A 15,720-nucleotide genomic window follows, 5' to 3' on the forward strand; every position below is an offset into this window, starting at 1 on the left:
GAGCGAACAGACATAAAAAGAAAAAGTAATCCGTAGATTTTTCTCCGGGACGAAAATCCCGGAATCAAACTAGAGATATTTTAAGACCGTTAAGCCCATTTTTATTTTTACCGATAAATAGGTATGGGCTCATTTCAGGATCACTCAATTTTTCGCAAATGGTGGAAAAAAGAAACTCCACCTGCGAAAGGTTATACGAAATCTTATTCTGCCACAACTCCATCCGGAGATATACTCCAAGCCGATCTCAACTTTCACGATAAAAAAGTCCGTTTAACTCTCGAAATTGCAAGTGAAAACGGAAAGATCTATATTGCTACTATTAAAGACGGAGAGGTAATTCAGGAGAAAGATCTTTCCAGCGGAAGAATGGTTCCTATCTATTCTAAACTCGCTCCGTTTCAAGAAGTGTTTTCCTGTTTACCGGATCCGGATCTTCTAAACACCTTAGGCGGTTTGTATGGAATTTCTAAACAACCTTTAGGTCATGTAGAAGAACAAACTCACAGACCTTGGGAAACCTCCACTCGATATAATCATATTTTTGGAATCAATCGGGAAAAAACTTTATGGCAGAGAATTTTTTCTAGAAATCGAAAATACAAAGAACCTTGGATCGTTCGTGTTAAGAAAAGATTTTGGAGCGAACTTCAAGACCTGATTTTGGGTGCTTGTTCTGCGCTCGGAATTTATTATGCATATACAGATTTCTATATGCTTGGATTTTCTCTTGCAGTTTTCGGTTTGCTTTTTGGTGGTTTAGACTGGATGCTGAGAAAAAGAAATCCGCTCTTTGTAAAAGTAATTCTATTTATGAGTCTTGGATCTTACTTTTACTACGTCGGATATACCCGGTATTGAGGTAAATCATGTCATCGGAAATAGACCACCAATACATTTTGTTTAGCTTGGGAGACGAAGAATATGCGATTCCTATTTCCTTAGTAGACGAGATCATTAAAATTCACAATTTAATCCGAATTCCAAAAGCAAAAACTTATTTTGCGGGAATTATGGATATACGTGGTAAAGTGGTCAAGATGGTAGATCTGGCGGTTAAACTTACGGTTCCTAGAGAAGGGGAAATAACTTATGATCGTGCGATCGTGGTCAAGGTAAGTGGGCAATCTGTAGGAATTATTGTAGACAAGGTAGCTAACGTGGTTCTATTTCCGCCAGATTCCATCAATCCTCCTCCACCTTCCGTAAAAGGGATTTCCGGAAGATATATTACAGGTATCGGAAAGAAAGACGATCGATTTATTATCATCATAGACGTGGAAAAGATTTTAGGAACGGAAGAATTAACCGAATTGGGAAACAATGTCGGATGAAAAAAGCAATTTTCAAAATCGGAGTAGGTCTGCTCGAGACCGTTTCGGTCAAAGTCGTTTTAACTTTTTAAATCCTATTCAATCAACGATTTTTATTTTATTATACCTCGGAGTATTTTCTATTGTTGCAGACGAACAAGATAGAAGATACGATTCCAAAAATTTATACGATCCCCCTTCCGTAAAGATCACCGAACAAGACTTAAACGGTCTGCGTCAATCTATTCAAGATCCTTCTAAAGACTCGATTTCTGAAATTCAAAAAGTTTTGGGTCAATATTATTCCCAGTTTATAGATTCGAGAAGAATTGAAGAAGAAAAAAGGCTCGGAAAAATTTTTGATGAAAATACCAACCGAAACACGATCCGACTTTTGATTCTAAATATGTTTTCTAAACTTACTCCTTCTGGGATGATGAGGGATTCTCCGATTTTATTTGAACTACACATGCTTCTTTCTAAAGAATATGACAAAAAAAAACAAAACTCAAAAGCGATCGAATCCGCTCTTGCAGCGATTCGTTACAGAGATTTTAGTCATACCGAAGAAGAGTATTTAGACGAAAGAAGGTTGGCTGAAATTTTTGATCCGATTGAAAAACAAGGTGCGTTTTCTCATAAACAATCCATCGAAAATTTAGAAAAATCGAAAAAAGATCTTAAAAGTTCCAAAGATTTTTATCATCTGTTCGAGGCTAATCTTACGCGCGGAAAAGAAACTAAAATTACGGAACGAGGACAAAACGGAGAAAATTACGAAAAAACATTAACCGAAATGGATCTTCCTGCTTATAAAGAAAAAATCAAACAATCCGAAAATAATCTAAGTATTAAACAAAAAGAATATAACGATTCTAAGTTAAATTCTTATGAGATTTTTAGAAGTAAAAAATCCAAAGAAGACGCGGAAGTAGTTTATTATTTGGCCGGACTTGTAAAACAATCGGAAAACGAAAACAAAGAAAGGCTGAAAATTGTAAATCGTCTGGGAATTGCTGGGAGCGGAATTTTCGTTTTATTTGATTATAAACGTAATACAGACTTTTATGCGACAGCGGCGCTTTGGGAACTGGCTACTAAACTAGATCCTACGATGAAAGAGCCAGTTTTAGATCTTGCAAAGGAACTTAAATCTTCCGGTAAAAAAGCAAAGGCGATAGACTTTTATAAAAAGTATTTAGAACTTGCTCGCAGCGAAAAAATAGAAGAATCTAAACTTACGGAAATTTATTTTGCAATTGCTTCTCTTTATACGGAACTCAAACAGAATGTTTTGGCTTCTTCTTTTTATGAATTCTATTATAAAGCGGAAACGGACTCTAAAAAGAGAATTCAGTTTTCGTATGAACTTGGTTCTTTTTTTGAAAATAGAACCGGAGATTTAGAACGTGCTGCTTTCTATTATGGAATTTGGCTGAAGGAGCGTACTAGTCCCGAAACTTCTGGCCTTACTTTTTCGGAGGTATGTGAACTTTATCGTCAGGAATTTTTTGCAGAATTAGGAATTTCTAAACTGTATTTATATCGTAAAAAACCGAAGGAAGAGAAACTTTCTCTAAATTCAGCCATTCGTTCTTACGAACGTTTAAAAGATATTTATAAAGTAGAAGAGAATAAAAATTCGGATCTTAAAAAGGAAGTTCTTTCTATCAAAAGAAATCTTTTGGAAAAAACGGACGATTCTACTATGGCTCAATATCGTTTGAAGGATTTAGATTTTCAGGAATCCACAAGTCGTCTTGGAATCATTCGAACCAAATTGAATTCCACTCCGGTTACTTTGGCAATGAAAAGATTATCGATTCTTTTAGAGGAAGAAAACGATTTTCTGGCCGCAAGAAAAATTTACGAAAGTATTGTGAAGATTGGAAATTCTATCGAAATCAATCTTTCTTTAAAGAATATAAATAGGATCAATAAAATTTTAGAAGACGGTATTAAAAGAGAACCTCTTTAAAAGTAGTAGTTTCTACATTTTAAAATTACTTCATTGCTTTTTCTATATCGTCATTAGATGGATCTTCTACGTAAGGAGTTCGTATAGATCGGACTAAAAACTCAACCTCATCGATTACATCTCCTTCATAAGCAACTTTGAGAAGATATTTTCCGGGACTGAGTCCTTGAAAAGATCCCTCGATCGTTTGAGAAATTGGATTTGGTCTTTTGCGAAGAACGTCCATTTCGTTATATCCAAGTTGAAATTTACTTAAACTCACGTAGGTTTCTGCAGATTCGGAAACGGATCTAGAAAATCGGTAGATATAATAGATCGTCTTGTCGTCCGGAAAAATCAAATTGTGTCTTGTAACCGTATATTCTCCTACGGTCATAATTTTTTTTTCAATGATATTGAATTTTTCCTCGTCGAGTAACGCCCAACCAAATTCTCCAGTAGGCTTAAAACAAGTCGAGATAACACTAAAAGCCAAAGAGAAAAAAAAGATCTTAAAAAAAACAGTCAACTTTTGAAAGGCTGGGACCGTTTTCATTTTTCTTTTAAGGACGTTGAATCGATTACACGAGCTTGTTTGGAAATGTCTTTTTCCTTTGGAGTTTGGTATACGTTTGTGTAAAACGTTTTCCAATGAGAATTGGTTTGTTGTGTAGTAGATATAAAAAAACGGGAAAGAAAACGATACACCAGATAGGTCATCAATAGAAAAAGAATGAATTTCATAACGTTACAATTTTTATAGGTCGAATTTTCTTTTTACAAAATAGAAAATTCAAGATTTTTTAATCTATTTCTAATTTGACTCGGGTATTGTTTATTGCAATCGGAAAAAAGTAAAAATTGATAAGAGTTTTTATATTTCCGAAAAGTTTGATTATCGTTTTATACATTTTATGTTCTAAAACTTTATTTTAAACTGGTTATAGATTTTAGATAAATCCGTTTTCACTGTACATATATTGTTTAAGATTTTTATTTTCTTCTTCTGTTTTTTCGATCTTCGCTTTGACCGCATCTCCGATCGAAATGATTCCGATCAAAATATCGTTTTCTAAGATCGGCATATGACGAATCCTTTTTTTGAGCATAATAGAAAGAAGTTCATCTACGTCGTCTTCTGGAGTCATGGTAGTGATGGAAGTTGTCATTACTTCTGAAACCGATTTTTTAAAAAAATCAAGACCTAGTTCTGCCGAAAGATGAAGTACATCTCTTTCCGTAAAAATCCCTTTGAGTTTTCCTTCTCCTAAAATGATCACCGATCCAATATCATATTTGGTCATAAATTTGACTGCATCCATTACCAAAGTTTCCGGTTCTACTGATAATACCTTTCTATCTTTTTTTGCTAGGATTTGTTTTATATACATTACCTTCTCCGTTTTGGTTGTGATCGATTCTATTTAGATTGTTTCTCAAGGAACGAAAACGAAATGCCTTGTAAAGAATTCACGTTTTATTTTCTCATTTTATGAATTAAATTTATAAAATGTCTATAAACTACCTATTTACTTGTTTTGTCCAAAACTAAAATCCGATTGGATTGTGTTTCTTTGTTCTACAAAGGGTCTTTGATCTTAGGTCTTGATCGCAAGATATATCCTAATGGCTTTAGGAATAGGGTTCAAGAATTTTTCTAAACGATAACTTAATATCTTTTGAATTCAAGACTTGTTCGAGTAGAATTATAGAATCTAGATGAAAAAAGGTTTTCAATTCAGATAGAATCTAATCTTTCTTGCCAAAGGTTTACTACTAAGAATGAATTTTACCAATCCATCGATCCTAATTGTAGACGACGAATGGCTGATTGCTTTTAATCTCCAGCTTTCTCTTCAAAAGTTAGGATATAAAATTGCCGGCACTGCGAGGACGGCAGACGAAGCTTTGGAAATGGCCGAACGAACAAATCCGGATTTGATTCTGATGGATATTCGTATTGAAGGTGAATTGGACGGAATTCAAGCCGCAGAAAAAATACAAAAAAAAATGGACATTCCAGTTATATTTATGACTGCGTTTGCAGACGAAGAAACCTTCAATCGAGCCGTAAACAAGGCTTCTTTATTTGGATACATTTCGAAACCTTTTCAGCCTACGTCTCTTAAAAACTCTATTGAAATTGCACTCAAACAACAAAAGAGGTTTGGAAAGGCGAGGGAGGAAGGAAAGGAATTTAAGGATGTAATTCAAAACATCGGTGAAGGCGCGATATCTCTGGACCGAGAAGGAAAAATTTTATTTATGAATCGAACCGCAGAGTATCTTACCGGTTGGTCACTTGCCGAAGTTCAGGGAGAATATGGGGAAAAGGTTTTAAGATTTTCCACGAACAATGGAGAGAGTATTCGTGCGATACAATCCGATCATTTGAGATACATTCCGTCTTTGTTGACCCGTAATGATGGAAGTAGGGTTCAGGTAGCCTTTCGTGTTTCTGCAGTTAGAGACGAGAAAGGATATATCGTGGGTTCTATTATTATGCTTTCTGAAATTGCGGCTCTTTCTATTTCCGAAAAAGAAAAATCTGAAATGGAAAAAATCATTCAATCCGAAAGAAGATTAGAATCCATCCAAAAACTTGCGGCAGGTTTAGCGCATGAAATTAATAATCCTCTGATGGGAATTATTAATTACGGACATGTCATTCAAAATCATAAGGGCGGAGACGCGGAAACTAAAAATTATGCCCGGCTTATCATTGAACAAGGTGAAAGGATTGCGGCGATCATTCGCAATTTGGTTTTATTTTCCAAAAAAGATCCCGAACAACCCGTACGATGTAACCTAAAACAACTCGTTAACTCTGTCGAAAATATGATCATAGAAATGTTAAAAGCACAGGAAATTCGATTAGAAATTCAAATTCCGGAGAATTTGGAAATTTCAATTCGTCCGAATCAAATTCGTGAAGTTCTTTATAATATTCTATATTACTATTCCGAAAATCAAAAAAAGGCTTTGATTCATTTGAGGGCCGCTTTGGATTCTACAGATCCTTCTTATCTTAAAATTTTAATTTCTGGAAAGCTAAATCTAGATTTAAATCTGAGCGAAGAAAGTAGATTTGAACCCTTTGAAAATTTTCGTTCGAACGATTCTCGGATTGGCATGGGACTTTCAGTCTGTTATGGAATTCTTCAAGCGAATCGAGGACAACTACTTCTTAAAAAATCAGAATCTGGTTGGGACTTTATCATTCAACTTCCCGTTTAAATATAGAATCTGTCTCGAAATCTATCGAACGTCCCTTAGGAAGTGAGATTGAGTTTTACAAAAATGTGTGAACTCACAGAACAATAAAAAAGGCAATTCAAAATCGGTCAGATAGGTAACAAATCTATAAATTCTCCAAAGAAACGTAACTTGTAGGAACTACCACAATTTCTAAAGAATAGTTTTTTTTGATTTAGGTCCCTGCTTTTAAAATTGCACTGCGAAATCTTAATTTTATAATAGTTCCCACAAAGTTAAGTCATTCTAAATATTCATTTTTCGATGTTAGAAGTTCCCACATTTTCAAAATGAGTTGATGAGATCTTGATTTGTAATGTTCGGTTAGTAGAAACAAAACATTTTAGGCATTAGAAATAGTAAAATTTAAAACAGAATTTTATTCGGCTGCGAGCGGGCATATTGAGTTATGATATATAAGTATTTTTATTTATTCAAATAATATTATATATTTTTAAGAAATTTTATTTAAATCTAAAGTTCCTTTTTATGCGGAAGAATCAAATTGAAGTAGTTTGCTCATCGCCACTTTCAAAAAATCTATTATTGAAGTTTAAACTATTATTGGATACTCTAATATATTAAGATGAGTAATACGATTTGGAGTTTCGAGACTTGATTTCGTTTTTTCTAAACCACCGCTATTGATTTTCATTTCATTTTTGTGGAAGAAAAAATCAAAGTATTTCAAACAGATACAAGTTGAAAGTCCTGAAAATTGGATAGGGTTGCGCAAATGTACAACCCAAAAATGATGGAAAAACCAGGTGGAGTAAAAAAAACTGTATCCAACATTCAAATCGAGCAAAGGAACTTAGGAATGATTGATAAAATCAAAGCCGCCCTGGGTGCAGAAGCGGATTCTCTTTTAAACCATACTTGTAAAACGATTCCAAAAGAATCTTTAAGTCTTCCCGGAGCCAATTATATAGACGAAGTTCTTTCTAAAAGTGATCGAAACAACAGCGTTCTTAGAAATTACCAAGCGATTCTCAATACTGGAAGACTTGCCGGAACCGGTTATACTTCTATTTTACCCGTGGATCAGGGAATTGAACACAGCGCTGGGGCTTCTTTTGCAAAAAATCCGGCCTATTTTGATCCGGAAAATATTGTAAAACTTGCGATCGAAGGTGGCTGCAACGCGGTAGCTTCTACACTTGGTGTTTTAGGTCTTGTTTCTAGAAAATACGCTCATAAGATTCCTTTTATTGTAAAGATCAATCACAACGAACTCCTTTCTTATCCAAATAAGTTCGATCAAATTTTATTCGCAAATGTGGAGCAGGCGTTTGATATGGGTGCGGCCGCGGTCGGAGCTACGATTTATTTTGGTTCCGAAGAATCTTCTCGCCAAATTCAAGAAATTTCAGATGCATTTCACAGAGCCCACGAACTAGGGCTCGTTACAATTCTTTGGGCTTATTTGAGAAATGATTCTTTTAAGCCGGATAAGATTGATTATCATCTGGCTACGGATCTTACAGGACAGGCGAACCATTTAGGTGCTACGATCCAAGCAGATATCGTAAAACAAAAACTTCCTGAAGTTTTTGCGGGTGGTTTTAAGGATTTAAAGTTCGGTAAAAAAGACGATAGAATGTACACTCAGTTGACGGCAGATAATCCAATCGATATGGCAAGATACCAAGTGGCAAACTGTTATATGGGAAAAGTTGGCTTGATCAATTCTGGAGGAGCGTCTGGAGAAAACGATCTTTCCGATGCGGTAAAAGCGGCGGTTGTCAATAAAAGAGCTGGTGGAATGGGTCTTATTTCCGGAAGAAAGGCGTTTCAGAAATCGATGAAAGACGGAGTCGCTCTTTTGAATGCGATTCAAGACGTTTATCTTTCGAAAGACGTAACGATCGCTTAAAAATCAAAATTAAATAAAAACCTCTTTGGAAAAAGAGGTTTTTATTTTGTATCAGTTTTCTTTTTTATCACTCTTTCCTATAGAAATAAATACCTAAATGAATGTTTGTTTCTAATCACTTTCAAAATTACTCATATTTGATTTTATGTTTAGTTGCTACAACATGGTATTCAGAATGAACACTAAATTTTTATAAACATGTATTCGTTCCTATATTTTATTTTTACAGAGAAATCAGATTTTATAAAATGAATCTCTTCTATTGAATTTACTTAATGATTAGAATAATTCTAGTTTTGACAAGAATTGGTTTTTGGAATCTAAAATAACGGTACTCTGTTATATAGCTCAGTAGCTAACGTTGATTTGGTGTAAAAAATCAGGGCGAATCCGGCTGCCGTAGGCAAGCCGGACTGGGCTCTCAGCTCTGGTCAAGTTATTGTGAAATTCCAGAATCAGATTCAATTTTATAAAATACCAATAATGCGACCTGTCGAACGACCCATAGGGAGTGAGACGCTGAGTTATTTCGAACGACCCATAGGGAGTGAGACGCTGAGTTATTTCGAACGACCCATAGGGAGTGAGACGCTGAGTTATTTCGAACGACCCATAGGGAGTGAGACGCTGAGTTATTTCGAACGACCCATAGGGAGTGAGACGCTGAGTTATTTCGAACGACCCATAGGGAGTGAGACGCTGAGTTATTTCGAACGACCCATAGGGAGTGAGACGCTGAGTTATTTCGAACGACCCATAGGGAGTGAGACGCTGAGTTCAGGAAAGCGTTGTGCTTTAGTTCATTCATCGATCCCTTTCGCATTAATTACACCTAATCTATGTTTAATGAAGTTTTTTAGTATAAATTTAAGTAATCAATTTTATAGGGATGAGGTAGTATTTAATTCTAACAAAAAATTAAACGTGGAAACTTTTAGAAATAGAACAAAAATTTGAAACTTCGGATTATCAATTTTAAATTACTCTAGAATATTCGGATAACTCTCTTTTCCAAACCTGAGTACCACAGTAGTGATCTCCTTCCGGGCAATAAGGTTTGACTTCCCCTTGTAAACGAATCCAACAAGGTGCTTTGATCCATTTTGCTATTTGAGGATGGACTTTCATTACATCTGTCAGTTCGTCTACAGAAGCTTGAAAGATTTCTTCCTGAGCATTATAACAGGTTCTAGATCTCCATTTATGATGGAGATTGAGTAAGTCCCCACTTTCGTAAAAACGAATTGGAAAACTATTTGGTAAAAGATACGTTCCGTGTTCAGGAGAACCTCCCGCTTCTAAAAAACGATTTAGTTTTTCAAAAATTTCTTTATGAACTAGGTCGTATTTTTCTTTGAGCTCAGGATATTTTTGAACTATAAATGGTGTTATATAATCAGGAACACCTGCATATTGAGACATTAGAACAGGTCTTCCGCCAGGAACCATTCTATGTCTTTGATCTTGGCTGTCCGCTGTATGTGAGATTCTTTTTTGAAAAGAATATTGAACGTTAAAAAGTGCCCTTGTAATCGGACTCATTGAACTTTCGTTGAGAGTGGAAGTAAGATGTTTGTTTTTTGCGGGATTTAAAACCAGATCAATTGCGTCTTGATCATTCAAAATTGATTTAGGAATTCCTAATATAGAACGAACCGATTGGGCCAAAATTTCTGGACCGTTAGAAGAATGAGAGACTAGTTTGGAATACCTTCCTACTAATTCAGAATCAAATTCTTTTACAAAAGTAGAAGCGGTTTCTGGATGAAATTCTCTTTTACCATTTCCGAACATTGACTCGAAGTAACGATATTCTGTGGTTTCTTCTAGAGGAATTGGATCATCCATTTCGTCCGCGTATAAAGGATCAATTGCTCGAACTTGATGGATCATTTCAGTAACAACTGATCTTTGTTCGTTCGGAACGTCGTAGGAATTCATTAATCTATAGTAACGATGTAGAGTAAGTCCGTTAACGGAATGATAGAGATATGTAAATGTTCCTAGAGGTAGCAGATAACGTGCTACCTCTAAACATTTTTTTTTAATTGGAGTTTGCCATTTGTCCGGATAATTGGCGCGAGCTTTATAGATCTGAAAATATTCTTCTTGGATAAAAGGATGTAGTGCTTCCGTGTAAGAAAAGTAAGACTGGCTCGCAAAGTCTACGGCGTCTAAATAAAGTTCTAAAAGTTTTCCGTTTAGTTCGGGGGGAATGTAGTAATTTTCTTTTTTTACTTCTACATATCTTTGAGAAACTTGTTCGGAATTATAAAATGGATGCGAATGTAAAAAGGACCAAACGAATTGCCTGGATACTTTGTCCAAAGTAAATATAAACTGTGGATGTTGACGAGTGGTAAGATGTCCCGCTTTTTTAGTAGATTTGGCGACTTTATCTCGGATCTCTATCGATTTTTCCGAGGTGGTCATATCGGAAGGAAGAAGGATTCCTTTAGAAGAATAACAAGTTCTTGCAGTAGCTATAGATAGATTGAATGGATCTTTACTGTGATCCAGAAGTAAAACGATCGGTTTTTGGGCTGGCATAAAAGTTTTTGGTTGGGACGGCTATGTCCTCTTTCGTCTATCTTGAGGGTGGAAAGTTCGTCGAAAACTCTTTTTTGGAGGATTATTTTACAGTGATGCACTCAATATAAACTTTATAGTTGTTGAAAAATTAATTCTCCATCAGTTTCTGTTTTATGGAGATTAAAACAGTTTGTTGATCTGAACTATGGAATTTTTCAGCAACTCTTCTATGTAGAGAAATTTTTCTCTACGAGTACTTTTATTTTTTTGTTCTTTTGCCGGACTTTTTAGATTTGGATCTCTCTTTAACGTCTACTTTCGAGGATGTGTCTTCTTCTGTAACAATTTCTTGCGTAGTTTCTACCCACTCACTATTATCGTGTTCGAAATTATGACTATGATGTCCAAACGCTTTTTTTTCTAAAAGCCTACGTTTTGCGGACTTTCTTCTTTCTTGGTGTTCGTATATGTTTAAAAGATATTCCATCACAATCGGAAGAAGCACCCTAGAAAAAACGGTGGCTACGATTACTCCAAAAATCACTACAGTTGCAAGAGGTCTTTGTACTTCTGCACCGGCCATTGTGGAAATTGCCATCGGAATAAAACCGACTGCGGCTATCACTTCCGTAGTCATTACGGGACGGAGGGAATGAATTCCAGCGAGATAAACCGCATCTGCAATCGAAGCGCCTTTTTCTAATTCTTCCCGAAGGGTAGAAGCGTAAACGACTCCGTTTAAAACGGCAATTCCGCTTACCGCAATAAAACCGACTCCTGCAGGAATACTAAACGGAAGACCTCGGATTACAAGGCCGATAATGCCACCTGAAACGGCGAGAGGAACCACGATAAAAACACCTAACGCGTAGTAGATGCTACCAAACGCCGCCATAAGCATAAAGAAAATGATCGCGAGTGCGATCGGAACTACTAAGGCTAGTCTTTCTTTGGCTCGAGTGAAGTTTTCGAACTGACCTCCCCAATCGGTTTTATAACCGGGTGGAAGATTTTTTTCAATTTCTTCTGTGACCTTTTGCGCTTCGTTTACAAAACTTACGAGGTCTCTGCCTCGGATGTTTGTTTCTACCATAATTCTTCTTTTTAGAGATTCTCTATAAATTGCCGCTGGACCTTCTACGAGTTTAATCTCTGCAACTTGACCCAGTGGAACGGTGGAACCAAAAGAAGTAAAGACTGGAATATTTTCCACTTGTTCTAAATCGGTAGCGTCTATTTTCAAACGAACCACAAGATCAAATCGTTTAAAACCTTCGAAAACTTTTCCAGTTTGCCTACCGAGTCGAAGCGCTTCTACGGTCGCTAGAATTTCTTCTGCTTGAACTCCATAACGCGCCATACTTCCTCGATCTACTTTGATTTCCACAAGAGGAAGACCTAAAACCCTTTGAACTCTTAAGTCGGCGACTCCGGGAACCGTTTTGAGTTTGTTTGCAAATTCTGCGGCTATGTCCTTAAGTTTGACTAGATCGTCTCCATAGATTTTAATGACCACGTCTGCTTTGGATCCGGAAAGAAGAGAGTTGACTCTGTTTTCAATTGGTTGAGATAAACTGATCGTGCTCGAAGGAATGAACTTAAGAATTTCATCTTTCATTTTAGTCATCAGTTCTTCTCTATCTTTAGCGCTCGTCCATTCTTTACGAGGTTTTAATTTAACCATGGCTTCTCCTTCGTCGGTACCAACTGGTTCCGCCGCGGATTCTCCACGGCCCATTCTAGAAACAACTCCAATTACCTCCGGAAATTTTTTTAATACAGCTTCCATATCCGAGTTTGTGTCTCTGGAATAATTGATCGAAGTAGAAGGAAGGCGTTTGATGTCGATTGCGATTTCACCCTCGTCGATTCTAGGTAAAAATTCTGAACCCAAAGCGGAACCGAGTAACATCGCTAAGACGACCACTCCAATTCCTGCGTAACAAAATTCCTTTTTACGGGACATTCCGAAATCCAGTAAAAGTTTATACTTTTCTGTAATTATATCCCAATACTTGCTATGATGAAATACCGGATCTTTAAAAAGGATACTTGCTGCGGCCGGAAACGTAATTAGAGAAAATAGAAGAGAAGCGCCTAACGCGAGCGCTACGGTAATTGCCATCGGTTTAAACATTCTTCCTTCTACACCTTCTAAACTCATCAGAGGCAGATATACAAGTAAAATGATCGCAACCGAAAACGTCGCCGCACGTCCAACGCGTACGCAGGCGTCCGTGATAATTTCTTCTGCGGCTAATTCTCTGTCTTCTAGTTTGGTCTGCATTTCGTAGAAAGAACGTTTTAAAATAAATGCGTGTAAAATCGATTCTAACATCACGATTGTCCCATCGACTAACAGACCAAAGTCGAGTGCTCCTAATGACATCAGATTTCCAACGATTCCAAACACGTTCATAAAGATGGTGGCCGTGAGCATAGGAATTGGAATTGCTAAAGCAACGAGTAACGCTCCTTTGACGGTTCCTAAAGCGATTATGAGTACGATGATTACTAAAACAGCCGCTTCCGCTAAATTGGTGAAGATGGTGCTTAACGTTCTTCCGATAAATTCGGAACGATCGTAAAAGGTTTCGATTCTCATTCCGGGAGGAAGTTTTGCTTTGATTTCTTCAATTCTTATTTTAACCCTTTTGACAACTTCAAGAGAATTTTGACCCATGAGCATCATGGCCGTGGCTCCGACCACTTCTCCTTGAGAGTCTTTGGTAACTAGACCAAAACGAAGAGCCGGACCGATTTCCACTTCTGCGATTTGTCCGAGCAAAAGAGGAATTCCGTCTCCAGCGGTTGTGACCGCAGTGTTTTTTAAGTCTTCAATGGATTTGTACTGACTTTCTCCTCGGATTACGATTTGTTCCGAGTTTTTAGAAATATAACCCCCTCCCGTATTTTGATTTGCTGATTCTAACTTATCGTAAATTTGAGAAAGGGTAAGATTGTGGACCGCGAGTCTTCTAGGATCGATCTTAACTTGATACTGACGCACTTGGCCGCCGATAATATTCACGTCTATGATTCCTTCTACGGACTTGACTTCACGAGCCAATTCCCAATCCATATAAGTTCTCAATTCTTCCGGAGAATGTTTATCCGATGTCAGTACAAATTCATAAATATCTCCTAAACCGGTTGCAATTGGAGAAAGTTCTGGTCTTCCATAATCGGGGGGAATGATTGCTTCCGCTTGTTTGATTCTTTCGTTAACTAGTTGTCTTGCAAAATAGATATCTGTTCCGTCTTTGAAAACTACTGTAACTGAACTGACCCCCGCTCTGGAGATAGAACGGATTTCGGTGACGTTAGGAAGGCCCGTAAATTCCATCTCAATGGGATATGTAATGAACTGTTCTACTTCAAGAGGAGAAAGACCAGGAGAGGACGTGACCGCCGAAACTTGAACGTTGGTCACGTCTGGAATTGCGTCGATGGAAAGATAGAATGCGTTGTAGATCCCTACGAGGGTTACCATAAAGGTCAGAACCAAAACTAGGGCTCTATTTTTAATCGAAGCGCGGATTAGTTTATCAATCATAATTTTGGTTTATCTCTAAAAAGACGATATGGACCAGGAAAGTCTTAGAAGCTTAGAGTTGAAAGATTTTTTTGTTGAGTGTTGTTTGTTCGGAAGGAATTCATTCCAGTAAAAATTATAAATAGGTTTTTTCTTTTCTTTTCCAAGTAATTGGAATGTATCAAAAAATTCAACATTACATTTGAAAATAAGGAAATAGCATTTTTTGTAGGATTGAAATTGAGAAGATATTATAAAAAACAATTTGCTAGTATTTTTTTGAAATTATATGACAAAATTTTAGGCCATAAATTTATATCTAATATAAATAAAATTGAATATACTCGTTGAAAAATTTAAATAATTGCTTCAATTGGAAACGATTGTTTATGTAACAATGGACCTGAAATTGCGGTTCTATCTGTCTAAAATAAAGGGGCTTTTATGATTTCTATTGGGAAATTTCCAGATACGGTCAACGAATACGCTGCCAGATCGGTGGCAGGGCTTGTAGTGATTTTATCAGTTATAACTCTTTTTACACAATCGATTTGGTTAAATCTTGCTTTGTTGTATGGATTTACCGCACGTGTTTTATACGGACCTAGATTTTCTATTTTTGCAAAACTTGCAATTCATTGGATTGTTCCCAGGTTTCGATTGGGAAACAAAACCGTAGCGGGACCGCCGAAACGATTTGCTCAGGGAATTGGTTTTTTATTTAGTTTTACTTCTTTGATATTACTTACCCAAGGACAGATTTTAGCGTTTCAGGTAGTACTTGGAACCTTAGTGTTTTTTGCGGTTTTGGAATCTTGTATAGGTTTTTGTGCGGGTTGTTTTGTATTTGGATATTTGATGAGATGGAAAATTATTCCCGAAGAAGTCTGCGAAAAGTGCAATCGGTTAACGTTTGTTTCCAAAGAAACGGATACTCGTTGAATGTATGTTAGGTGTTATTAAAATAATGACATTTTAATAATGGTGCGCAATTATAAAAATTTTTCTAATTCTCGATTAATGATTTTGAATTAAATTTCTATACTATAATTTATATGTGGCATAAAAGTTTTAGTGAGTTTTATGAAGATTTTTTAATATTTAAAGATCAAATATTGTTGGATAATTTTATTGATCAGCTAAATAATTTTTGTAAAAAAAATAGATGTGGGATCTCTCACAAATTGTAGATTTATAGTTAAACTTTGAAAGTTGTGGGAACTACTATAAAATACAAAAAAATCATCGTCCA

General features: G+C 36.3%; 11 protein-coding genes. 6 read left to right on the forward strand and 5 right to left on the reverse strand.

The window, feature by feature from the left end; all coding sequences use genetic code 11:
* Positions 1–123: 123 nt before the first annotated feature.
* From LEP1GSC059_RS17905 to LEP1GSC059_RS17915, 3 genes are read left to right on the forward strand one after another with little or no spacing between them, the layout of a single operon-like run.
* On the forward strand, positions 124–861 hold the full coding sequence (locus LEP1GSC059_RS17905; protein WP_002154911.1) for a hypothetical protein: 738 nt from the start codon (positions 124–126) through the stop codon (positions 859–861).
* 8 nt (positions 862–869) lie between these two features.
* A complete protein-coding gene (locus LEP1GSC059_RS17910) occupies positions 870–1,334 on the forward strand; it encodes a chemotaxis protein CheW (RefSeq protein ID WP_004421003.1) in 465 nt (154 codons plus the stop codon).
* The gene (locus LEP1GSC059_RS17915) at positions 1,324–3,291 is read left to right on the forward strand and encodes a hypothetical protein (protein WP_020981326.1); all 1,968 of its coding nucleotides are present in this window, start codon (positions 1,324–1,326) and stop codon (positions 3,289–3,291) included. Before LEP1GSC059_RS17910 ends, LEP1GSC059_RS17915 begins: the two co-directional genes overlap by 11 nt.
* Before the next feature lie 25 nt (positions 3,292–3,316).
* Here the strand turns inward: LEP1GSC059_RS17915 and LEP1GSC059_RS17920 are convergent, their stop codons facing one another.
* From LEP1GSC059_RS17920 to LEP1GSC059_RS17930, 3 genes are all read right to left on the reverse strand, one after another.
* Positions 3,317–3,826, reverse strand: coding sequence for an LIC_12238 family plasminogen-binding lipoprotein (locus tag LEP1GSC059_RS17920; protein ID WP_020981161.1), 510 nt, complete (start codon positions 3,824–3,826; stop codon positions 3,317–3,319).
* Positions 3,823–4,014, reverse strand: a complete 192-nt coding sequence (locus tag LEP1GSC059_RS17925; RefSeq protein ID WP_002178644.1) for a hypothetical protein — start codon at positions 4,012–4,014, stop codon at positions 3,823–3,825. The genes LEP1GSC059_RS17920 and LEP1GSC059_RS17925 overlap by 4 nt, the downstream gene beginning before the upstream one ends.
* Before the next feature lie 206 nt (positions 4,015–4,220).
* A complete protein-coding gene (locus LEP1GSC059_RS17930; protein WP_002153584.1) occupies positions 4,221–4,661 on the reverse strand; it encodes a CBS domain-containing protein in 441 nt (146 codons plus the stop codon).
* 391 nt (positions 4,662–5,052) lie between these two features.
* On the opposite strand from LEP1GSC059_RS17930, the gene LEP1GSC059_RS17935 reads away from it, so the two are divergent.
* Complete coding sequence (locus tag LEP1GSC059_RS17935) at positions 5,053–6,507, forward strand: ATP-binding response regulator (protein WP_002178864.1); 1,455 nt, start codon at positions 5,053–5,055, stop codon at positions 6,505–6,507.
* 838 nt (positions 6,508–7,345) lie between these two features.
* Positions 7,346–8,401 (forward strand): class I fructose-bisphosphate aldolase, encoded by a 1,056-nt coding sequence (locus LEP1GSC059_RS17940; protein ID WP_017214653.1) that lies wholly within the window; start codon positions 7,346–7,348, stop codon positions 8,399–8,401.
* 975 nt (positions 8,402–9,376) lie between these two features.
* Here the strand turns inward: LEP1GSC059_RS17940 and LEP1GSC059_RS17950 are convergent.
* Complete coding sequence (locus LEP1GSC059_RS17950) at positions 9,377–10,951, reverse strand: FAD-dependent thymidylate synthase (RefSeq protein ID WP_002178479.1); 1,575 nt, start codon at positions 10,949–10,951, stop codon at positions 9,377–9,379.
* Positions 10,952–11,192: 241 nt separating this feature from the next.
* Positions 11,193–14,489 carry an efflux RND transporter permease subunit gene (locus LEP1GSC059_RS17955; protein WP_020981314.1) on the reverse strand — a complete coding sequence of 1,099 codons (3,297 nt, stop codon included), beginning with the start codon at positions 14,487–14,489 and terminating at the stop codon, positions 11,193–11,195.
* A gap of 423 nt (positions 14,490–14,912) precedes the next feature.
* Here LEP1GSC059_RS17955 and LEP1GSC059_RS17960 point away from each other — a divergent pair, with 423 nt between their 5' ends.
* Positions 14,913–15,410: a DUF4395 domain-containing protein gene (locus tag LEP1GSC059_RS17960; RefSeq protein ID WP_002178618.1), complete on the forward strand. Its 498-nt coding sequence runs from the start codon at positions 14,913–14,915 to the stop codon at positions 15,408–15,410.
* The last annotated feature ends 310 nt before the right edge of the window (positions 15,411–15,720 follow it).

It is taken from the genome of Leptospira noguchii serovar Panama str. CZ214 (assembly GCF_000306255.2).
Taxonomy (GTDB): Bacteria; Spirochaetota; Leptospiria; order Leptospirales; family Leptospiraceae; genus Leptospira; species Leptospira noguchii.

What these genes read in the sequence shown, in the direction of transcription:
- LEP1GSC059_RS17930 (WP_002153584.1), bottom strand. Translation starts at nt 4,661, where the DNA reads ATGTATATAAAACAAATCCTAGCAAAAAAAGATAGAAAGGTATTATCA.
- LEP1GSC059_RS17920 (WP_020981161.1), bottom strand. Translation starts at nt 3,826, where the DNA reads ATGAAAACGGTCCCAGCCTTTCAAAAGTTGACTGTTTTTTTTAAGATC.
- LEP1GSC059_RS17950 (WP_002178479.1), bottom strand. Translation starts at nt 10,951, where the DNA reads ATGCCAGCCCAAAAACCGATCGTTTTACTTCTGGATCACAGTAAAGAT.
- LEP1GSC059_RS17925 (WP_002178644.1), bottom strand. Translation starts at nt 4,014, where the DNA reads ATGAAATTCATTCTTTTTCTATTGATGACCTATCTGGTGTATCGTTTT.
- LEP1GSC059_RS17910 (WP_004421003.1), top strand. Translation starts at nt 870, where the DNA reads ATGTCATCGGAAATAGACCACCAATACATTTTGTTTAGCTTGGGAGAC.
- LEP1GSC059_RS17915 (WP_020981326.1), top strand. Translation starts at nt 1,324, where the DNA reads ATGTCGGATGAAAAAAGCAATTTTCAAAATCGGAGTAGGTCTGCTCGA.
- LEP1GSC059_RS17955 (WP_020981314.1), bottom strand. Translation starts at nt 14,489, where the DNA reads ATGATTGATAAACTAATCCGCGCTTCGATTAAAAATAGAGCCCTAGTT.
- LEP1GSC059_RS17960 (WP_002178618.1), top strand. Translation starts at nt 14,913, where the DNA reads ATGATTTCTATTGGGAAATTTCCAGATACGGTCAACGAATACGCTGCC.
- LEP1GSC059_RS17935 (WP_002178864.1), top strand. Translation starts at nt 5,053, where the DNA reads ATGAATTTTACCAATCCATCGATCCTAATTGTAGACGACGAATGGCTG.
- LEP1GSC059_RS17940 (WP_017214653.1), top strand. Translation starts at nt 7,346, where the DNA reads ATGATTGATAAAATCAAAGCCGCCCTGGGTGCAGAAGCGGATTCTCTT.
- LEP1GSC059_RS17905 (WP_002154911.1), top strand. Translation starts at nt 124, where the DNA reads ATGGGCTCATTTCAGGATCACTCAATTTTTCGCAAATGGTGGAAAAAA.